Below are 19,817 nucleotides of genomic sequence, written 5' to 3'. Positions count from 1 at the left end.
TTTCGAGTGCCGGCCGGAGGACGCAATCGATTGGCGCTGAAGGCCTATGCATGGGTCCGGGCAGGTCCGGCGCAGGAGGCGGGGCAGGCCGGGTCCTGGATGCGCGCAGGACCCATTCAACCCGTGAACCCGACGGCTTGATCTTCCCGGGCAGCAACGCTCCGAGGGGCCGGAAATGGGAAAAGGCAGGATTCCGTTGTCTCTGACCGTCCTCTGAGACCGTGAAAACCCGCGTTCAGATCTGCAACATGGGTGCATCTGCTCCTCCCCGAAGGCCCGGAACAAGTCCTATCGTCAATGAATCAAGGGAATTCGGCCCCGGCGCCCCATTGCCCGAAAGTTCACCTCCAAGTGTCCTTACTTTTGCAGTTTCGTCTTTCCGCTGGTGGTCCATCCGAACCCACAGGTCATTTCATCGCACGGGAACTATACTTGGCGTTGGTATCCGAGCACGTGGTGTAGTTTTCGCGCCCTTACCGGTGTCATCCGGGTAGCCATCGAGGTGTATGGTCGAGGTGAAGTTTGGCGGCTTCAACCACGGACCACACGGAGACCCCCGATAGCCAGGGCCAACATGGACCTTTCCGATCGTCCTCAAATGCAGGACGGCGGCGATTTTTTTTGCGTGCCGTCGCCGAGGCTGTTCCGCAGCGGATCATGGAATTCGAGCGTGAAGCAATCGATCCGGGGGAACGATTGTAGTGAAGAATGATGCCGAAGGCCTGATCGGCGCCGGCAAGCATGAGCGCGCCGGCCAGCGCACGATGTGGCGCAACGGGTATCGCGAACAGGCGCTTGATACCCGCCTGGGCACGCTGAACCTGAAGGTTCCGAAGCTGCGCCAGGGCAGCTATTTCCCCGGCTTCCTGGAGCCGCGCAGGACCTCGGAGAAGGTCCTTGACACGGGACTACAAAGGCCCGAGTCGGCGCGGTGCGCTTCGAGCTGAACGATGAATGGCAGACCGCCAGTCGCGGTATGAGGGTCGCCGCCTTCGCAGAAATCGACGCAGAGGAGACTGATCCCATTTTCGGCCTCTCAACCCAAGCCGCCTGATCATGGCCTCAGGCCATATGGGAAATTACACCACCCTGGTGGACGTAACCCTGGCGATGCTTCCCCGAACGGGAGCGGCTCTCGAAGTTCCGTGGCAACCGGATTCACAAGAGCGCCCCCGTTGCAAATCCCGGCAAGGTTGGCCGGGGCTGCAGGGTCTCGGACCGGGGGTGTATGGCTGCAATTTCAGGCTTGCGCACAGGATTCCTGCATCCGGCGGAAAAGGCCAGCCAGCGACCTTTCGGCCATGCGCGAACGGTAGAAGTGCTTAGCGTTTCGCGGTATCAGTCGGCCAGGGACCGACCGGGCCCGGGGCCCGGTTTCCAGGGCAGGGCCGTGGAACAGTGCAGCGGTGGATATGGTATAGATGGTAAAGCTTTTTGGGACAGCCGGTTCGGAAGACCCGCTGCTTGGGCTGACACAGGATCAGCTTGAAAAACATTTCAACGCGGAAGAATACCTTGCCGACAACGCAGATGTCCAAGACAGTGGCATAGATCCGTTCCAGCACTACCTGAAGTTCGGCTGGAAAGAGGGGCGGCGCCCTTTCCGAAAGTTCGATGTCGGTCACTACACGGTACAACATCTGGACGGTGCCGCAGTCTGCCCGTTGGCCCACTATGTTGCAACCGGTTTGCCGCGGAACCTGTCGATCAATGACGAACAGAAGCGGTTCAGCGACTGGGTCCATTCACAGGATACGGCCTGGCAGAACGAGGTCTCGACCCTGCTGGCCTCGCTTGGCCATGACGCGGCCCGGTTGCGGGATCACGGCCTGGGGCAGCATCTGAAAGCGATGTTCTCGGCGGCCAGCTATCGTCGGGCCAAGGGGCTGACGCGGTCGGTGTCCGACAACGAGTGCTTCATCCGGTACGTCGTGTTCGACTTCCTGCAAGGGATGTCTCCGGGGCCGCTGTTCGACGAGGCCTGCTATCTGCAGAAAGCGACGGTTGCCGGATTGCCGCCGCTGACGGAAGGCACCACCGCCTTCGAGCACTGGATCGCTCATGGCCGGGCGGCGCGGATCGTGCCCAACGCCCTGTTCGAGGCCGAGGACTACCTTGCCCTGAACAAGGATCTGGAAGCCTATCCCGGACCCCTGTTCGAGCATTTCATCCTGCATGGCCAGCATGAGAAGCGGCAGTTCATGAGAGATGTCGTGATCTCTCCGGATGCCGATACGTCGACCCGGATCAGCCTCCGGGAATTCCTGGATCACGCCGGATCCTCTGCCGCCGCGCAGGAAGAACTGCAGGTCAACCGCCGGTTCCTGCGGTCGGGCAAGTTCGCCGATCTCGTCGACAAGGCTACGGCGCTGGAGCCGGATGTCGGCGGTCAGATCGACCGGCCCGCCTATCTGCCACCCTGGCACGATGCGGCCTATCAGGCTTTCAAGCGGCTGCTGGCGCAACTTCCCGAGGGCCAGTTCAAATCCGTGGTGCTGATCCCCTTCTGCAAGGTCGGCGGTGCGGATTACGTGGCCGGCATCCTGAGCCGGGCGCTTGGCGAGATCCGGGGCCCGGTGCTGGTTCTCCAGACCGATCAACCGGATTGGGCGCGCCCCGACTGGTTTGACGGGGTCGCCCATGCGGACCTGTCCCAGACCCTGACGCATGCGCCCGAGCAACTGCGCAGCCAGATGCTGTATGAAATCCTGCGCAAGATCCGGCCGGATCATATCTTCAACGTGAACAGCCGGTTGGCCTTTGAAACCTGCATCCGCTACGGCAAACGCCTGAACCGGTTTTCAAGGCTGCACGCCTATTACTTCTGCGCCGACCGCACCAAGGGTGGGGTCGAGGCGGGCTATCCGGTCTGGTATTTCGCGCGCGCCTTCCCGCATCTGGAGACCACGATCACCGACAGCAGGGATCTGGCCGACACGCTTGCCGAACGGTTCGGAGTTCCGCCGGGCATGACGCAGCGGCTGATGACGCTTTACACCCCTGCGGTAACACCGGTGTCTGCGGTTTCCGTGGCCGAGGCGCAGATCCGGTCCGCCCGGCGGCGCAAGCGTCCCTGCCTGATGTGGGCAGGCCGGTTCGATCGGCAGAAACGGTTCGACCTTCTGCTGGAGGTGGCCGAACGGCTGCCCCGGGTGGATTTCAAATGCTGGGGCAAGGCGGTGCTGGACCCGCCGCCGGATCTGTCGAAACTGCCCGAGAACGTGCAGATCCACGACCCGTTCAAATCCTATGACGAGCTGCCGCTCGAGGATGTGGACGGATTCTTCTACACCTCGGACTGGGACGGCATCCCGACCATCCTGATCGAACTGGGTGCCATGGGCATGCCCATCGTGGCCAGCGCCTCGGGCGGGGTTCCCGAGCTGATCGGAGACGCACGCGGCTGGCTGGTGCCGGTGGGCAGCGATCCGGAAGACTATGCCGCCGCAATCAAGGCGCTGCTGGCCGATCCCAAGGAACGGGTGCGCCGCGCGACGGCCCTGCAGACCTATGTTGGAGAAACCCACAGCGAAGCCGCCTATCTGTCGGCCCTGGGTGCGCGTTTGAATGAGGGCGAACATGACTGATATTTCGGCGATCGTGACCGCGCACCGCGAAGGACTTCTGGCCGGCGTTACCGCGCGCAGCGCGCTTGAGGCCATCGCACATGCGACGGCCACCGGGATCTCGACCGAGATCATCGTGGTTCTGGACCGGCCCGACGATCTGACTCGCGATGTTCTGGCCAACTGTCTGGACGCCGACATCCGGATTGTCGAAACGGACTTCGGGGATCCCGGGCTGGCCCGGAATGCCGGCATCGAGGCGGCCGGCGGTACCTGCGCCACCTTCCTGGACGGGGACGACCTGTGGTCGGAAAACTGGCTGACCGCCGCCTTCGCCCTGAGCACGGCGCGGCCCGAGGCGGTCATCCATTCCCAATGCAACATCGTCTTTGGCGGTGAGCGCAATGTCTGGTGGCACGTGGATTCCGAAGGCGATCTTTTCGACCCGGACTACCTGCGCTGGACGAACTACTGGGATGCGATGTCCTTCGCCCGCACCGCGACCTATCGTGACACGCCGTTCCGGGCCAACGATCTGAAGAACGGATTCGGTCATGAGGACTGGCACTGGAATGTCCAGACCGTGGCCAAGGGCATTCCGCACAAGCCAGCCCCCGGAACCCTGCATTTCAAACGTCGCCGGAGCGACTCACAGATGGCCAATGTCGCCAAGCACGACGCCTCGATCTGGCCGGACTGACCACCGTCGACGCGGCGCCGACGATGGCTATAGACTCAGCCACCAGTCGGCGGTGCGCTGGAGCCCGGTGGCAAGATCGACCTGCGGATGCCAGCCCAGCAGGTCGCGGGCCCGGGTCGTGTCGAGGACATTCTTGCGGACATCGATGGCCCGGCCCGGCTCGAAGGCGATGTCGATGTCGCGCCCCAGAGCGGCCTGGATCAGGTCGAGAATCTGCACCAGGGACACGCCCTGGCCCGAGCCGATGTTGACGACCTCGGGCGGGGTCGGCACGGCGCCGGCCAAGACGAAGGCGCGGGCCACGTCCGAAATATGCAGGAAATCCCGGATCACCGATCCGTCGCCCCAGATCGGCAGCGTCTGGCCCCTGACCGCATGCTGCATGGCGGCGGCCACGAAGCCCTGGTTGCGGACGGCGCGCTGGCCCTCGCCATAGGGATTGGAAATGCGCAGGGCGACGCATTGCATCTCGCGCAGGCTGGTGATGATGCGCAGGTAATGCTCGATCGACAGTTTTGAGACGCCATAGGCGTTTTTCGGGGCGGTATGCCGCTCTTCGGTCAGGGGCGTGTCCGAGGAATACCCGTAGACGGTGCCGCCCGACGAGGCGAAGAGGAACCGTTCCACCCCGAGGCTGGCGCAGATCTCGGCCGCCTTGACCGTGGTCTCCACATGGGCGCGCACCTCGGACGACAGGTCGGAATTGGCCGATCCGGGCAGGGAGCTGTTGGCCAGGAAGACCACGATGTGGGCGCCCGAGGCCGCCGAAGCCATCAGCGTGGGATCGGCGACCGACCCAATGACCTGATCCAGCGCCGCGAATTCCGCCGGAGCGGGTGCGGTGTCCATGATTGCCACCTGCGCCCCGGCGTCCAGAAAGGCGCGCACCACGTGCCGACCGATGAAACCGTTGCCGCCGACAACGAGCACGCGGCGATCCGATACGGGCGCGGAATTCTCAATCATGCCGGGGTCTTCTTCAGAGATGCTGTCAGCCAAGGAACTTTCCGTATATCTCAGAATCCCTGGCATAGAATGCACGGACTTTTTCAAGTCGCTTCTCGGACAATACGTCGGATTTTATCTTGGGGCCGCCGGTCTGGAGGTGCGGGGTTTCGAAATGCCGTCCGATATGCTCCGAAACCGTTGCGTCAAACGCCTTGATTTCCGACATGTCAAAGACATGATCATAGTACCCTGGGTCGTCTCCCAGAAAATCGATGATCGGGTCGGTGTGCAGACGGATGGATCTGGAGATACGGCGGTACACTTCCAGATGGTCTATGAATTCCTCTATGTCCGGGTTGACCGGAACACCCTCTTCCTTCGCAGCATCCCCGATATATCTTTGCGAGAGTTCCCCATAGTGCACGACACGGTTTGAAAAGGCCGACAGGAAGCGTTTGACTGGGTCGCGCACTATGGTCAGCTTCAGACATGGCGCGGCGCGGTCCTGAGGAATGCGTTCGAACTTGATGGCCGGATAGATGGCCGGATCGTGGATGTGGCGCAAGATCCCGTTGGCGTGGAAATTCTGGAACTTGAAGCGGTTCTCGACCTCGAACAGCGCCTCCTTGATGGAAGTGCAGGCAATCTTCGGAGTGGAGACGAAAAGCAGCTTCTCCTTTTCGATCAAAACAGTCATTTGGTGTCCTCTTTTCCCGGGCTGCGGAAATTCGAGCGTGGACCCCACAAGCGGCAGATGCGGAAAGCAGCCTTCACCCGCCGTGCGGTTCCTTCAGTAGCTTTCATAGAGAACCTTTAAGGTCAACGCATTACAGGGCTTCCGCAGCGGACTCTGACAGCCAGAAAACCCCCTACCGATCCCGCCGGCGGGGGGTTTCCTTGTCTTTCAGACCTGTGGCCGTCTTACGACTCCGAGCCGATCAGCCCCATGCTTTCCAGCTTCAGCAGCACCTGCTGGGCGCAGAAATCCACGTCGGTGCCTTCGGTGTCCAGGCGCAGTTCGGGGTTCTCGGGCACGTCGTAGGGATCCGAGATGCCGGTGAACTCCTTGATCTTGCCTTCGCGGGCCAGCTTGTAGAGCCCCTTGCGGTCGCGGCGTTCGCATTCCTCGATCGAGGTGGCGACATGCACTTCCACATAGGCGCCGAACTGCTCGATCTCCTCGCGCACGGCGCGGCGGGTGGTGGCGTAGGGCGCGATCGGGGCACAGATGGCGATGCCGCCGTTCTTGGTGATCTCGGAGGCGACATAGCCGATGCGGCGGATGTTCAGGTCGCGGTGTTCCTTGCTGAAGCCCAGCTCGGACGACAGGTTCTTACGCACCAGGTCGCCGTCCAGAAGCGTGGTCGGGCGGCCGCCCATTTCCATCAGCTTGACCATCAGCGCGTTGGCGATGGTGGATTTTCCCGAGCCCGAGAAGCCGGTGAAGAACACGGTGAAGCCCTGCTTGGCGCGCGGCGGCTTGGTCTTGCGCAGCTCGGCCACAACCTCGGGGAAGGAGAACCACTCGGGGATCTCCAGGCCTTCGGACAGGCGGCGGCGCAATTCGGTGCCGCTGATGTTCAGGATGGTGACGTCGTTCTTGTCGGCGATCTCGTCGGCGGGCTCGTACTGGGCGCGGTCCTGCACATAGACCATGTGTTTGAACGGCACCATCTCGATGCCCATCTCGTCCTGGTATTCCCGGAACATGTCCTGGGCGTCATAGGGGCCGTAGAAATCCTCGCCGGCCGAATTGCTGCCGGGGCCGGCGTGGTCGCGGCCGACGATGAAATGGGTCAGGCCGTGGTTCTTGCGGATCAGCCCGTGCCAGACCGCTTCGCGCGGGCCGGCCATGCGCATGGCCAGCGGCAGCAGCGACATATGGGTGGTGGCCGCCGGGTATTTGTCCAGCACCGCCTCGTAGCAGCGCACGCGGGTGAAATGGTCCACGTCGCCGGGTTTGGTCATGCCCACCACCGGGTGGATCAGCAGGTTGGCCTGGCTTTCCTTGGCGGCGCGGAAGGTCAGTTCCTGGTGCGCGCGGTGCAGCGGGTTGCGGGTCTGGAAGGCGACGATCTTGCGCCAGCCCATCTTGCGGAAATAGGCGCGCAATTCGTTCGGCGTGTCGCGGCGGGCGCGGAAATCATAGTGGATCGGCGCCTGCAGGCCGGTGATCGGGCCGCCCAGGTAGACCGGGCCGGCGGTATTGTGCAGGTAGTTCACCGCCGGATGCGCCACATCGTCGGCGCCGAAGACCTTCTCGGCCTCGCGGGCCTTGTTCGGGGTGTATTTGTCGGTGACGTTCAGGATCGCCAGGATCACGCCCTCGGGGTCGCGCAGGGCGATGTCCTGGCCGGGCGCGATCCCTTCGGCGAATTTCTCGCTGACATCCAGGGTGATCGGCATCGGCCAGAGGCTGCCGTCGGCCAGGCGCATGTTTTCCACGACGCCGTTGTAGTCTGCCTCGCTCAGGAAGCCCTTGAGCGGGTTGAAGCCGCCGTTCATCAGCAGTTCCAGATCGCAGATCTGGCGGGCGGTCAGATCCCAGGACGGCATCTCGCCGGCTTCGATCTTCAGTTTCTGGGCGCTTTCGGCGGAGACATAGAGTTCGGTAATGGGCGAATGCAACGTCGCTGTCATGGGATTGAACTTTCAACTGGTACGCGTTGGGGGCGCGTTTAGCAGGCACCCCGGTGCCGGGCAAAGCGACAAATCGGCTGTCATTGCCGCTGTGACAAGATTGCAAAGGGGAAAACAATTGCCATTTCCCCCCGGCTGCCGTCATACCCGGTCCGGTAGAGCCGGGTCCGCAGCAAAGGCGCAGGTGGCGAGTGATGGTGAAGAAGATCGTGCTGCTTCTGTCGGGCAACGTGATGACCTCGGTCATCCTGTTCCTGCGCACGATCCTGATCGCGCGGCTGATCAGCGTGGCCGATTACGGCATCGCGGCCACCTTCATGATCTCGGTCACGATCATGCAGCTGCTGTCGAACCTGGGCCTGAACCAGATGATCATCCAGGACAACGACGGCGACGATCCGGATTTCCAGGCCTCGTTGCAGGGGTTCCAGCTGTTGCGCGGCTTCGTCTCGGGGGCGCTGCTGTTCGCGCTGGCGGCGCCGATGGCGCGCTTCCTGGGCCAGCCGCAGATCACCTGGGCCTATCAGCTGCTGGCGGTGGTGCCGGTGCTGAACGGGCTGGCGCATTTCGACGTCTTCCGCCTGCAGCGGCGCATGGCCTATGGGCCGTTCATCGCCACGCAATTGCTGCCGCCGCTGATCTCGGTGCTGGCGATCTGGCCGCTGTACATGATGTACGGCGACTACCGGGTGATGCTGGGGGCGATCCTGGCACAATGGCTGCTGTACCTGCTGCTCACCCATCTGGTGAAAGAGCGCCGCTATGCGCTGGCCTTCCGGCGCGACATCCTGATGCGCGGGGTGCGCTTCGGCTGGCCGCTGCTGGCCAACGGGGTGATGCTGTTCATCATCTACCAGGGCGAGCGGCTGGTGGTCGGGCGCGAGCTGGGCATGGCGACGCTGGCGATCTTTTCCATGACCCTGTCGCTGGTGCAGACCCCGATGGGGGCGGTGACCCGCGCCGTGCACCAGTTCCTGCTGCCGCAACTGTCGGCGGCCAAGGCCGATGACGGCGAGTTCAACCGCATGGCGGTGGTGATGGTGCAGGCCTCGGCGCTGGCGATGGCGGTGCTGGCTCTGGGCATCGCGCTGGCCGGGCCGCCGCTGGTGCTACTGGCCCTGGGCGAGAAATACGCGCCAGTGCTGGATTTCCTGCTGCTGATGGCGGTGGTCGAGCTGCTGCGGGCGGTGCGCTCGGGGTTGAGCCAGGTGGCGCTGGCCCGCGCCCGGACCCTGAACGGCGTGGTGTCGAACCTGCCGCGGGTGCTGGCCATCGCGGTGGCCTGGGCGTTGCTGATCCGCGGCGCCGGCCTGCCGGCGGTTCTGGGTGTGGCGGTTCTGGGCGAGGCCCTGGGCTTCCTCGTGGCGCTGGTGCTGGCGCATCGCTGGGCCGGCATGGCGGTGGCGCTGCAGGCGCCCTGCCTGATCGCGCTGGCGCTGTTCACCGCGGCCTTGGCGCTGGCCAGCCCGCTGCTGCCCTGGACCCTGCCGCCGCTGGCCGAGGCCGGGCTGCTGGCGCTGACCGGCGGGGCGCTGCTGGCCACGCTGCGGCCGCTCTGGCGCTACCTGCGGGATCGCCGGATGACCGCCTATGGCGGCTGACCGGCGGCTGGTTTTCCAGACGGACGTCTAGCGCCCCATGCGCCGGGTGATCTTGCGGGTGAACTTGGCCATCGGGCTGTTGAAGGCCTTCAGCGCCGCGTCGCGTTCGGCGATCTGGGCGGCGGTCAGCGCGGGGGCCGGGCTTTTGGGGGCCTTCGATCCGATCTCATAGCCGAAGCGGCTGAAATCCCCGGCATAGATCTCGGCGATCCGTTCCAGGTCCCAATCCGTGGGCCGGGCCCGTTCCACCGCCACCTTGGCGTAATTGCCGCGCTCGTTGATCTTGGGCAGGGCGCGCGGGGCGGCCGCGGTGCCGGTGAGCGCGTCGAACCAGGGCACCAGCGCATCCAGCCCGTGTTCCATGTGAAAGACCTGGGCGCCCTCGGGGACGATCTCGGTCATCGGGCGGACGTGGTTGTCGTGCACGAAGGGATCCTCGGCCCGGCGGTCGGTCAGATCCTCCAGCCAGTCCGAGAAGCTGACCTGGGTCGAGATGCTCTGCTCGACCTCCAGCTGGAAGTGATAGGCGCTGACCAGCCGCGCCACCGGGTGCCGCACGATGGTGAACATCGCGTCGAAGAACCCGTCGGGAAACAGCCGCGACAGGCTGGTGCGGTCGATGTGCTGCGGCGAGGTGCGCGACCACAGGCTGCGCGGATCATGCCGCGTGTGACGGCTGTCATGGAAGGCCACCTGTCCGAAACGTTCGGTCAGGTACCACGACACGGCCGACCCCCCGCATTTGGGGACATGGGCATAGAGCACGAGCTTCTCGCCGGCCTTGAAGATGGGCATGAACTGGAATCCTTACTCACTGGTACGCGCGCAGTATACGAAGCCGGCGGGCGGAGACAGCAGGGACGAGATGACGCAAGAGGCCGCAGGAGCGGGGCCGGGTGGCCGCGTGTGTTGGGGGGGGTGTGCTCTGTGCGCCTTCGGCACGGGAACGCTCTGTGCGCGTCTCGCGAGTACGCTCTGTGTGCCTCTGGCGCAACGCCCCCGCCCCCCAAGCTAGCCTGAGCCCTCATTTGCCGTTCCCGGAGGCCGGGGCGGGACGGATGGGCCGTGCAACCGGGAGAGGATCCGCCTTGATCCCGGCGCGCGGGGGCTGCCAGTAAGGGAAACCCCTTGCATCAGGACCCCTGCCCATGGCCGCCATCCTTTCCGCTCTGACCGCCCGATCCCGGCGCTGCCACAGAAGGAGCCTGCTTGCCATGATGATCCAGGTCGCGCTTGCCATCGGTCTGCCCAGCCCCATGTCCTCCGCCCCACAGGCGGGACCCGCCGCCACCGCCAGTGTCGCCGAGTTCTCCCGCGATCTGACGCTGTTCGACAGCGGTGCTGCGCGCGGCGGCAACAGCGCCGACATCCCGCTGTCGGGCAGCACCGATGCCCCCGACGGCACCCGCATCATGGCCGAGATCCTGCGCGCCGACACCGGCGCCGTGCTCTTTCCCGCCCAGCCCGTGGCCACCGCATCGGGCGGCAGCTGGACCGGCGCCTATCCCGGCACCGCGCGCAGCGCCCATTGGCTGCGCCCGCGGGTCTGGGTCGAGGGCCATGCAAGCGCCAAGGCCAGCACCACCAGCCGCTTCGGCGTGGGCCATATCGTCGGGCTGATCGGCCAGTCGGAAGATGCCCGGATGTTTGCCGACAATTTCAGCCAGACCGCGCCGATTGCCGTGACCGACGACAGCGCCGTGCAGGTGATCCGCCAGCAGGAGGGCGGCACCAAGCCCTGGCCGATCACCATCGAGTCGGTCACCGCCGCCAGCCCGGTCACGGCGTCCATTGCGGCGCTGGCCGATGTGCTGATCCGCAACGCGCCGGGCGAGAAGTTCCTGATCCTCGACCTGGCCCATTCCGGCACCAGCCGGGGCAACCTGGCCAATGACAGCGATTTCTCCCGCGACTGGGTGGATTTCGCGGCGATCGTGGGGCAGGCCCGCGCCGACGGGTCCGACCTGGGGCTGATCCTGGACACCTGGACCGCCGCCGACAGCGCCGCCGCCGACATGTTCCGCCAGCGCTTCTATCCCTTCTACGCCGGGATCACCGCGACCGGCGCCGATTACACGCTGGGCACCGCGCATCAGGCGCGCACCTTCGATCATATCCTGTGGGATCTGTCGGCCACCGGCGGACGCGGGATCTTCGACGCCGCGCGCACGCCGCTGCTGATGTTCGGCCCGCACCGCTTCGAGGTCGGCCAGGACATGCGCGACGCGGTGACCCGCGCCGATGGCACCCCCGACAGCATCTCGAACAAGCAGGACACCCGGCTGTCGATCCGCAACATGCTGGACGATACCGCCCTGGCGCCGATCCTGGCGCCGCGCGGCAAGGGGCCCGAGATCCTGCTCTACCAGAACGGCTATCGCGCGGTCAGCGCCACCGACAGCTCGCCCTCGCTCACCGGCACCTATTGGGACGATGCCTCGCACCCCGCGGCGATGACCGACGACGGGCTTCCGGCCCGCGCCCGCCATGTGGCGGTGACCGCGCTGCACGGGCTGGGGCTGGCGCCGATCGAGGTGCCGCGCTTCAACCGCGCCCATTGGGAACCCTCGGGCGCCTGGGTCGAGCTGTGGTTCGAAGACAGCAGCGGCGCCACGCCGCCGGTCACCACCACCCGCGCGGCGCGCGGCCTGCCGGCGATGCCCGCCACCTACCCGCATCGCACCGAGGTGCTGGGCTTCGAGATCAACGGCGTCCCGGCGGAGAACGCCACGCTGGTGGGGGGCCGGGTGCGGATCGCGCCCAATGGCGGCGGCCTGTTCACCTTCGCGGATTCGGTGCAGTTCGGCCGCGGCGGCGCCTCGGGCGTGCTGAAATGGCCCGAGGACAAGTTCGACGGTGACTGGATGAACCTGCCGATGGTCGACCTGGGGCTTGCGGGCGTCGAAGGCGTGGCGGTGGAGCCGCTGCCCCTGGACACCGAGATCGCCAACACCCTGCCCGCACCCGCGACCTTCACCACCACCGCCACCGGGCCGTATTTCAACGATCCGGGCAATCTGGGCTCCAATCCGGGCCTGCTGACCATGGCGGCGCGGATCCGCTTTGCCCCCGGCGCCCCCAATGGCGGCATCTTTGCCCAGTCCGGCGGCGGGTTCGAGGTCAGCCGGCTGGCCTCGAACAGCGCCCTGCGGATCAACCTGGACGACAGCAGCGGCACGGCGCTTCTGGCCAGCCATCAGCCCGGCCTCTCGATCCCCGAGAACGTCTGGGTCACGCTGCTTCTGGCCATCGATCTGCCGGGGCAGACCCTGACCCTGTGGAAGGACGGGGTGGAAACCCAGGTGGCGCTGCCGGCCAACACCGGCCAGCTGGTGCCCGGCCGCTTCCTGACCTTCCTGAACCGCAACGGCAACGGCGGCTACCAGTTCGTGGGCGAGGTCGAATACCTGCGGGTCTGGAAAGGGCTGGCCAGTGCGGACGCCAATGAACCCGCCGCCGCGCCAAGCGCCGAGATCACCGGCCCCGACAGCGCCCTTGCCGGGCACCCCTGGCATCAGGGCGGCTGAGGGGCATTCCCGGGCGGTCCGGTCAACCGGGCCGCGACAAAGCGCCTTCCAGAAAGCCCAGCCGAAGTGTGCCATCTTCCGCTTTGTATTTGTGTGATCCGCAAGGCGGTCCCCCCCTGAGGATTCGGTCAGGCGGAACGCCGACAGAGTGATGTTACGAAAGGCGGGACGAATGGCGTTTTTCCGGGGCAATCTGCTGTGGAGCCTCTCCACATGACGGTGATCATTGTCGGACTTTCGGTCCTGTGTTTCATCGCGGCCTTCCAGGTTCTGAACCTCGTGCCACGGGCGCGCACGGCCATCGCCACCTCGCGCGCGACAGCGGCCGTGATGGGCGACAAGAGCCTTGATGAAGACGCCAAGGAAGCGGCGGTGCAGAAAGCCGCGCTGTCGCTGATGAAGAATTTCCTCGATCTGCTGGTCCGCGGAATTCTGACCCTGGTCGCCGCCTGGGTGCCGATCCAGGCCGCCGACATGATCGGCCTCAAGCCCGCCGATGAAACCCTGGCCTTCATGCTGCGGCTGGACGTGATCCTGATCACCAGCGTGATCGTCACCGTGGCCGTGATCATCGGACTGCGGGTCGCGAAGAAATGAGCGCCTATTCCAAGCTGGACCAGCGGGTTCACAAGGTCGCCTTTTCCAGCCGCATGTTGCAGATGTCCATGGCCGACATGGAAGACAGCATGTTTTCCAAGGATCTCAAGGGCATCACCGGGGCGCGGCCGATCTTCATCACCTCGCTGCCACGGGCCGGCACCACCATCCTGCTGACGGCGCTGGCGCATGTGCCCGGCCTGGCCACGCATCTGTACCGCGACATGCCCTTCCTGATGGCGCCGATGCTGTGGAACCGCCTGTCGAAAGGCTTCCGCAAGGACAGCACCCTGGCCGAACGCGCCCATGGCGACGGCATCCAGGTCGGCTATGACAGCCCCGAGGCTTTTGAAGAAGTGATCTGGAAAGCCTTCTGGCCCGATCACTACAAGGGCGATGGCATCACGCTGTGGACCGGCGCCGATCGCAACGCCGAGGCCGAAGAGTTCCTGCGCAAGCACCTGTGCAAGATCATCGCCCTGCGCTGCGGCCCCAATGCGGCAGAGGGGCGCTATATCTCCAAGAACAACGGCAATGTGGCGCGCATCCCGCTGCTGCGGGCGATCTTTCCCGATGCCGACATCGTGGTGCCGGTGCGCGATCCGGTCACCCATGCGGCCTCGCTGTGGCGTCAGCACAAGAATTTCCTGACCCAGCACGCCGAGGATCCCTTCGTCAAACGCTACATGGGCGACATCGGCCATTACGAGTTCGGGCAATTGCACCGTCCGATCCAGTTTCCGACGCTGGCCGCCCGCACCGACGGCACCACGCCCGAAGATCTGGACTATTGGCTGGGCTACTGGATCGCCGCCTTCGAGCATCTGCAAGGCCTCGACGACGGCATCCTCTTTGTCAGCCACGAGGCGCAGCGCAACGACGGTCTGGGCGAGATGACCCGCCTGTGCGACCAGCTGGGCCTTGAGCCCGGCGCGCACCTGGCCGAGGTGGCCGGGGAATTCACTCCGCTGCCCGACCGCCCCATTGCCCATGAATTGCCCGCGGATCGCGTGGATCATGCCCGCGCCCTGTACCAGAGCCTGACCGGGACCTCCTTGTAATGTCAAAGATCATGCCGTTTCTCACGTTCCTCATCGGCGCGGTGATCGTGGCCTTCGGGGCCGGCATCGCCGTGAACGAGTTCAAGCTGCCGCCCTATCCGACCATCGCCAGCGGCGCCAAGACCCTGCTCTATACCTACAAGGGGCTCAGCGCACCGCCCTACCTGGGGCAATTCGTGGGCCCGGCTCCCGATGTGCCCCCCGCCGAGGCTGCCGAAAACCGCTTCGAGGCGCTCGATCCCGCCGAGGCCGCGCTGCCCGAAACCCTGCTGATCACCGGCGGGCTGAACGAGTTCCTGGAGCATTGCCCCGAGGATGGCTGCCTGGCGGTGGAGGTTGACCGCGCCGGCACGGTCACCCATGCGATCCCCTATCGCCCCGACGAGATCTTCGCCGCCGATATCACCGACGGCAGCTTCTACCGCGAGGGCGTGCCGCCGGATCCGCGCCTGATCAAGCGCCCGATCGGCCTGAAACCCTATGCCAACGGCGACTACCTGGTCAGCTTCCAGACCACCGGCAACATGTTCCCCTTCTCGGGCGGGCTGGCGCGCATCGACCGCGACGGCCATCCGCGCTGGTACCGGTTCGACTATTCCCACCACTGGGTGAACGTGATGCCCGACGGGCGCATCATCATTCCCGACCTGGTGCTGGAAGAGGGCGACTGGGAGGTCGAAATCGGCACCCGCGGCCGCATCTACGACCAGTATTGCGAAACCGGCCGGCCGCAGGTGGACGGCATTCACATCCTGGATGGCGATGGCGCGGTGCTGCAGCGCATCGATGTCGACAAGGCCCTGCGCGAAAGCCGCTGGGCGCCCTTGATGTCCCAGACCCCGGTGCCCTGCGACCCGCTGCACATCAACTATGTGGATGTGCTGGATTATTCCGCGCCGGGCGGGGTGCTGGAGCCGGGCAACCTGGTGGTCTCGCTGCGCAACCTCAGCATGGTCGCGATCATGGATCCCGACACCGGCGAAGTGCTGGACGTGGTGCGCGGCAGCTTCATGCAGCAGCACGCGGTGCAGCAGCTGCGCGGCTCCAAGGCGCTGGTCTTCGACAACTGGGGCGGCGCCGGCAACGGCCACGGCTCGCGCCTGCTGGAAATCGACCTGGCCGGCGGGCCCGAGCGGCAGATCTTTCCCGACCCCGACGCCCTGCAGACCGGGCGGCCGCTGTTTTCCTTCCGCGCCGGGCATCTGAGCATCTCGCCCGAGACCGACCGGGCGCTGGTCAGCTTCACCGAGGATTCGGTGGGGGTCGAGGTCGATCTGGCCAGCGGCGCGCCGCTGATGACCTGGACCAGCCTGCATGACCTCAGCGGCCTGGAACAGGCCACCGAGGCGCAGAAATCCGCGGCAACGCGGGCGAAACTGTTTGGCATGTACTATCTGCAGCCGTGACCGTAAGACCCCGGGGGCCGGAGGCCTCCGGCCCAGTTACCGGTCCCGTCGCGGGCCGTGCGTGGAGTTGAGCCGAGTATGTCGAGAATCCTGCCGATCCTGATGCCGGTCGTGTCGCTGGTGCTGCTGGTCTTCGGGGCCGGGGTGTTCGTGGGCGAGTATCAGATCCCCCCCTATCGCACCATTGCCGATGGCGCCAAGACGATCCTGTACACCTATCGCGGCATCAGCGCGCCGCCCTACCTGGGCCAGTTCCACGCCCATTCGCGGGAACGGGTGGCGCTGGAAGACGCGGTCTCCAGCCGCTTCACCCCCGGCCCCCGCGCGGCCGAGCCGCAAGGCCGGCTGCTGATCAACGGCGGGCTGAACGAATACCTGGAATTGTGCCCCGAACACGGCTGCCTGGCGGTGGAAATCGACCGCAGCGGCGCGCTGGTCCATGCCACCCCCTTCCGCCCCGACGAGATCTTCGCCGCCGACATGACCGGTGGCAGCTTCGGCCACCAGGGCGTGCCCGGCGATCCGGCGCTGATCTTCCGGCCGCTGGGGCTGCAGCGCTATGACAACGGCGACCTGCTGGTCAGCTTCCAGTCCACCGGCAACATGTTCCCCTTCGCCGCCGGCGCGGCGCGGGTGGATCGCGACGGCCATCCGGTCTGGTTCCGCTTCGACTTCTCGCATCACTGGGCGACGCTGCTGCCCGACGGGCGCGCGCTGGTGCCCGATCTGGACATCGCGACCGGCGACTGGGTGGTGCCGGTGGGGCCGCGCGGCTCACGCGAGAAACTGAAATGCGACACCGGCAAGCCGCAGGTGGACGGGGTCCAGATCCTGCGCGCCGATGGCAGCGTCGAACGCCGCATCGATGTCTCGGCGGCGCTGTTGGCCTCGCCCTGGTCGGCGATGCTGGCGGAAACCACCAATGCCTGCGATCCGCTGCACATCAACTATGTGGACGTGCTGGACTATACCGCGCCGGGCGGCGCGCTGCAGCCGGGCAACCTGCTGATATCGCTGCGCAACCTCAGCGCCGTCGCGGTGCTGGACCCGGCCACCGACACCATCACCGACGTGCTGCGCGGCAGCTTCGTGCAGCAGCATTCGGTGCATCACCTGACCGGATCGAAGATGGTGATGTTCGACAACTGGGGCGGCGACGCCGAGGTCGGCCGCGTCTCGCGCCTGCTGGAAAAGGATCTTGTCACCGGCGCCGAACGGCGGATCTTTCCGCAGCCCGGCACGCCGCAGGCCGCCGAACAGCTGTTCTCGGATCGCGGCAGCCACCTGAGCCTGTCTCCCGACCGCCGCCGCGCCCTGGTCAGCTATTCCGGCGAGGGCCGCGGGTACGAGGTCGACGTGGCCACCGGTGAGGTCTATCTGCAATATGACAGCCTGCATGACCTGAGCGCCGTGCCCGGCGCCAACGCCGCGCAAAAGAGCCACGCTGCGCGTGCATCGTTGTTCGGGATGCTTTATACAGGCGAATGAAAATGAACTGGTCTGAGTTGAGAATTGGAAAGGTAATACGATGAAACGGGATCTCACGGTACCCCTGGCGCTGGCCGCCATGCTGCTGCCGACCCTGGCCCATGCCTATATCGGCCCGGGCGCCGGCGTTTCGGCCATCGGTGCAGCCCTGGCCCTGGTGGCCGCGGTGTTCTTCGCCATCGTGGGCTTCGTCTGGTATCCGGTCAAACGCATGATGCGCAAGCGCAAGGCCGCGGCCGAGCAGTCCTCGGACACCCCGCCGTCGGCCGAGTGACCGGGCGCTGTCACGGCCCCCGCCGCGACATCAAAGCCCCTTGAGTTGAAGGGGTCCGACCCCCAAAGCTGCGACCGCACAACCGGCGGGACCACCTCGCGTGCGCCCGCTCCGGTTGCGTCATGGCCGCAGCCGTTTTCCGTCCGCGCGCGCCTCGCGCCGGGCAAGACACGCAGCAGGTGAGTGCAGAAGCATGGATTACGCGTCGATCAAGGAAGAACTCGTCGACATCTTCGAGGATGTCATGGATGCCGATGACGTCGAGCTGACCGATGAGACCACCGCCAATGATGTCGAGGAATGGGACAGCCTGAGTCATGTCCGCCTGATCATCGCCATCGAGCGGCAGTACGGCATCAAGTTTTCCAATGCCGAGATCGAAGGCCTTAAGAAGTTTGGTGACATCATCACCCTGATTCAGACCAAGGCCGGCTGACGGCCCGCGGTGATGTAGTTTCGGTGCGCGTGGAGTATGCACAATGTTCGACCTGTCCTCCGGAAAGCTTCCCTGGCTGGTTCCGGCCGCCGCTGATTTCCGCGCCTCGCTGAAGGCGCTGGTCGCGGCCCCCGGCCCGGTGCCGGCGCAGGACCTGGTGGCGCTGGCCGCCCGGGACCTGGATCTCAACAAGCTGACCAGCCTCGACAAGGCCGTGACCAAACTGGCCGATCGTATCGACGGCCCGGCATTGAGCCCGCTGAAGCTGGCACTGCTGGCCCAGGCCACCACCGATTACATCGCCCCCGCGATCCGCGCCTCGGCCCTGCGCCATGGCGTGCGCATCGAAACCTATGTGCCCGCCTATGGCCAGGCCATGGCCGAGGTCATGGATCCCGGCAGCGCCCTGCGCGGCTTCGGCGCCGAGATGGCGCTGATCGCCGAAACCCCGCAAAGCCTTGGCCTGACCCGGTCGTTCATCGATGCGGCCAGCGGTGAGGCCGCCGTGGCCTCGGCCACCGCCACGCTGACGGCGCTGGTCGAAGGGCTGCAGGGCGCGGGCATCAAGACGGTGATCCTGCAGACCCTGCCGCTGCCCGCCGATCCCTGGGCCGGGCAATACGACCGCCGCGCCAAGGGCGCGCTGGCGGCCCAGATCGCCGCGGTGAACGACGCCATGGTGGATCTGTGCGACAGCCATGCCGCGGTGCTCTTCGATGCCGAGGCGCTCTCGGCGCTGGTGGGCCGGGCCAACTGGCACGACGCCGGGCTGTGGCATCGCGCCAAGGTGCCTTTCGCGCTGGATTACGTGCCGCTTTACGCGGAAAAATTCGCCCAGGTGCTGCGCGCCCTGCGCGGCAAGGCCTCCAAATGCCTGGTGCTGGACCTGGACAACACCTGCTGGGGCGGCATCATCGGCGACGACGGGCTGGAGGGCATCGAGATCGGCCAGGGCTCGGCCCAGGGCGAAGCCTTCCTGGCGATCCAGAACTACGCCCTGTCGCTGAAGGAACGCGGCGTGGTGCTGGCGGTCTGTTCCAAGAACGAGGAGGCCAACGGCAAGCTGCCCTTCGAACAGCACCCGGACATGGCCCTGCGGCTGGACGACATCGCGGTCTTCGTCGCCAACTGGACCGACAAGGCCTCCAACATCCAGCATATCGCCAAGGTGCTGAACATCGGCACCGACGCGCTGGTGTTCCTCGATGACAACCCCGCCGAACGCGCCCGCGTGCGGATGGAGCTGCCGATGGTCGGCGTGCCCGAGGTCGGCGACGATCCCAGCCTTTACCCGGCGATGCTGGCCCAGGGCGGCTATTTCGAAACCGTCGGCCTGTCGGCGGATGACGCCCAGCGGGCCGAGCAGTACCGCGCCAACGCGCAGCGCGCCGTGGCGATGGAAACCATCGGCAATTACGACGACTACCTGCGCTCGCTGGACATGGCCTGCACCATCGCGCCCTTCGACGCGGTGGGCCGCACCCGCACCGCCCAGCTGATCAACAAGTCCAACCAGTTCAACCTGACCACGCGGCGCTATACCGAGGCCGAGGTGGCGGCGATGCAAGACGAT

General features: G+C 65.6%; 15 protein-coding genes and 1 pseudogene. 12 read left to right on the top strand and 4 right to left on the bottom strand.

The annotated features are described in order from the left end of the window. Window positions 1-710: 710 nt before the first annotated feature. The 3 genes and pseudogenes from AB0T83_RS15430 to AB0T83_RS15420 all read left to right on the top strand — a co-directional run. Window positions 711-914 (top strand): annotated as a pseudogene (locus AB0T83_RS15430) (transposase); the annotation flags it as partial. A gap of 507 nt (window positions 915-1,421) precedes the next feature. After that, window positions 1,422-3,587, top strand: coding sequence for a glycosyltransferase family 4 protein (locus tag AB0T83_RS15425; RefSeq protein WP_366194113.1), 2,166 nt, complete (start codon window positions 1,422-1,424; stop codon window positions 3,585-3,587). Next, complete coding sequence (locus AB0T83_RS15420; protein WP_366194112.1) at window positions 3,580-4,266, top strand: glycosyltransferase family 2 protein; 687 nt, start codon at window positions 3,580-3,582, stop codon at window positions 4,264-4,266. Before AB0T83_RS15425 ends, AB0T83_RS15420 begins: the two co-directional genes overlap by 8 nt. A 27-nt stretch (window positions 4,267-4,293) precedes the next feature. On the opposite strand, the gene AB0T83_RS15415 is transcribed toward AB0T83_RS15420, so the two are convergent. The 3 genes from AB0T83_RS15415 to AB0T83_RS15405 form a co-directional block, all read right to left on the bottom strand. Beyond that, complete coding sequence (locus AB0T83_RS15415; RefSeq protein ID WP_366194111.1) at window positions 4,294-5,232, bottom strand: NAD-dependent epimerase/dehydratase family protein; 939 nt, start codon at window positions 5,230-5,232, stop codon at window positions 4,294-4,296. Window positions 5,233-5,257: 25 nt separating this feature from the next. Continuing rightward, on the bottom strand, window positions 5,258-5,911 hold the full coding sequence (locus AB0T83_RS15410; RefSeq protein WP_366194110.1) for a sulfotransferase family 2 domain-containing protein: 654 nt from the start codon (window positions 5,909-5,911) through the stop codon (window positions 5,258-5,260). 224 nt (window positions 5,912-6,135) lie between these two features. After that, complete coding sequence (locus AB0T83_RS15405; RefSeq protein WP_366194109.1) at window positions 6,136-7,854, bottom strand: bifunctional sulfate adenylyltransferase/adenylylsulfate kinase; 1,719 nt, start codon at window positions 7,852-7,854, stop codon at window positions 6,136-6,138. 194 nt (window positions 7,855-8,048) lie between these two features. On the opposite strand from AB0T83_RS15405, the gene AB0T83_RS15400 reads away from it, so the two are divergent. After that, complete coding sequence (locus AB0T83_RS15400) at window positions 8,049-9,455, top strand: oligosaccharide flippase family protein (protein WP_366194108.1); 1,407 nt, start codon at window positions 8,049-8,051, stop codon at window positions 9,453-9,455. Window positions 9,456-9,482: 27 nt separating this feature from the next. Here the strand turns inward: AB0T83_RS15400 and AB0T83_RS15395 are convergent, their stop codons facing one another. Further along, entirely contained in the window at window positions 9,483-10,250 is a 768-nt protein-coding gene (locus tag AB0T83_RS15395) for a sulfotransferase family 2 domain-containing protein (protein WP_366194107.1), read from the bottom strand. 419 nt (window positions 10,251-10,669) lie between these two features. Here AB0T83_RS15395 and AB0T83_RS15390 point away from each other — a divergent pair, with 419 nt between their 5' ends. From AB0T83_RS15390 to AB0T83_RS15355, 8 genes are all read left to right on the top strand, one after another. After that, the gene (locus AB0T83_RS15390) at window positions 10,670-12,982 is read left to right on the top strand and encodes a hypothetical protein (protein ID WP_366194106.1); all 2,313 of its coding nucleotides are present in this window, start codon (window positions 10,670-10,672) and stop codon (window positions 12,980-12,982) included. A gap of 213 nt (window positions 12,983-13,195) precedes the next feature. Continuing rightward, complete coding sequence (locus AB0T83_RS15385; RefSeq protein WP_366194105.1) at window positions 13,196-13,579, top strand: hypothetical protein; 384 nt, start codon at window positions 13,196-13,198, stop codon at window positions 13,577-13,579. Then, window positions 13,576-14,640, top strand: a complete 1,065-nt coding sequence (locus AB0T83_RS15380; RefSeq protein ID WP_366194104.1) for a sulfotransferase — start codon at window positions 13,576-13,578, stop codon at window positions 14,638-14,640. The genes AB0T83_RS15385 and AB0T83_RS15380 overlap by 4 nt, the downstream gene beginning before the upstream one ends. Window positions 14,641-14,651: 11 nt before the next feature. After that, window positions 14,652-16,046: an aryl-sulfate sulfotransferase gene (locus AB0T83_RS15375; protein WP_366194103.1), complete on the top strand. Its 1,395-nt coding sequence runs from the start codon at window positions 14,652-14,654 to the stop codon at window positions 16,044-16,046. Window positions 16,047-16,124: 78 nt separating this feature from the next. Next, the gene (locus AB0T83_RS15370; RefSeq protein ID WP_366194102.1) at window positions 16,125-17,534 is read left to right on the top strand and encodes an arylsulfotransferase family protein; all 1,410 of its coding nucleotides are present in this window, start codon (window positions 16,125-16,127) and stop codon (window positions 17,532-17,534) included. A gap of 40 nt (window positions 17,535-17,574) precedes the next feature. Next, window positions 17,575-17,808 (top strand): hypothetical protein, encoded by a 234-nt coding sequence (locus AB0T83_RS15365; RefSeq protein ID WP_366194101.1) that lies wholly within the window; start codon window positions 17,575-17,577, stop codon window positions 17,806-17,808. 193 nt (window positions 17,809-18,001) lie between these two features. Beyond that, window positions 18,002-18,244 (top strand): acyl carrier protein, encoded by a 243-nt coding sequence (locus AB0T83_RS15360; RefSeq protein ID WP_366194100.1) that lies wholly within the window; start codon window positions 18,002-18,004, stop codon window positions 18,242-18,244. A 43-nt stretch (window positions 18,245-18,287) separates the two neighbouring features. Further along, window positions 18,288-19,817: HAD-IIIC family phosphatase (locus AB0T83_RS15355; protein ID WP_366194099.1), on the top strand; the 1,530-nt coding region annotated here is incomplete at its 3' end.

The organism is Meridianimarinicoccus marinus, assembly GCF_040689105.1.
In the GTDB taxonomy this organism is placed as follows: domain Bacteria; phylum Pseudomonadota; class Alphaproteobacteria; order Rhodobacterales; family Rhodobacteraceae; genus Meridianimarinicoccus; species Meridianimarinicoccus marinus.
Note: the sequence above shows the minus strand (reverse complement) of the source record. Positions and strands in the feature narration are given on the sequence as shown.

Excerpts from the sequence above, each read along its gene's own strand:
- AB0T83_RS15390 (WP_366194106.1), top strand. The coding sequence starts at position 10,670 with ATGATGATCCAGGTCGCGCTTGCCATCGGTCTGCCCAGCCCCATGTCC.
- AB0T83_RS15420 (WP_366194112.1), top strand. The coding sequence starts at position 3,580 with ATGACTGATATTTCGGCGATCGTGACCGCGCACCGCGAAGGACTTCTG.
- AB0T83_RS15410 (WP_366194110.1), bottom strand. The coding sequence starts at position 5,911 with ATGACTGTTTTGATCGAAAAGGAGAAGCTGCTTTTCGTCTCCACTCCG.
- AB0T83_RS15385 (WP_366194105.1), top strand. The coding sequence starts at position 13,196 with ATGACGGTGATCATTGTCGGACTTTCGGTCCTGTGTTTCATCGCGGCC.
- AB0T83_RS15400 (WP_366194108.1), top strand. The coding sequence starts at position 8,049 with ATGGTGAAGAAGATCGTGCTGCTTCTGTCGGGCAACGTGATGACCTCG.
- AB0T83_RS15360 (WP_366194100.1), top strand. The coding sequence starts at position 18,002 with ATGGATTACGCGTCGATCAAGGAAGAACTCGTCGACATCTTCGAGGAT.
- AB0T83_RS15395 (WP_366194107.1), bottom strand. The coding sequence starts at position 10,250 with ATGCCCATCTTCAAGGCCGGCGAGAAGCTCGTGCTCTATGCCCATGTC.
- AB0T83_RS15415 (WP_366194111.1), bottom strand. The coding sequence starts at position 5,232 with ATGATTGAGAATTCCGCGCCCGTATCGGATCGCCGCGTGCTCGTTGTC.
- AB0T83_RS15380 (WP_366194104.1), top strand. The coding sequence starts at position 13,576 with ATGAGCGCCTATTCCAAGCTGGACCAGCGGGTTCACAAGGTCGCCTTT.
- AB0T83_RS15370 (WP_366194102.1), top strand. The coding sequence starts at position 16,125 with ATGTCGAGAATCCTGCCGATCCTGATGCCGGTCGTGTCGCTGGTGCTG.
- AB0T83_RS15425 (WP_366194113.1), top strand. The coding sequence starts at position 1,422 with ATGGTAAAGCTTTTTGGGACAGCCGGTTCGGAAGACCCGCTGCTTGGG.
- AB0T83_RS15365 (WP_366194101.1), top strand. The coding sequence starts at position 17,575 with ATGAAACGGGATCTCACGGTACCCCTGGCGCTGGCCGCCATGCTGCTG.
- AB0T83_RS15405 (WP_366194109.1), bottom strand. The coding sequence starts at position 7,854 with ATGACAGCGACGTTGCATTCGCCCATTACCGAACTCTATGTCTCCGCC.
- AB0T83_RS15375 (WP_366194103.1), top strand. The coding sequence starts at position 14,652 with ATGCCGTTTCTCACGTTCCTCATCGGCGCGGTGATCGTGGCCTTCGGG.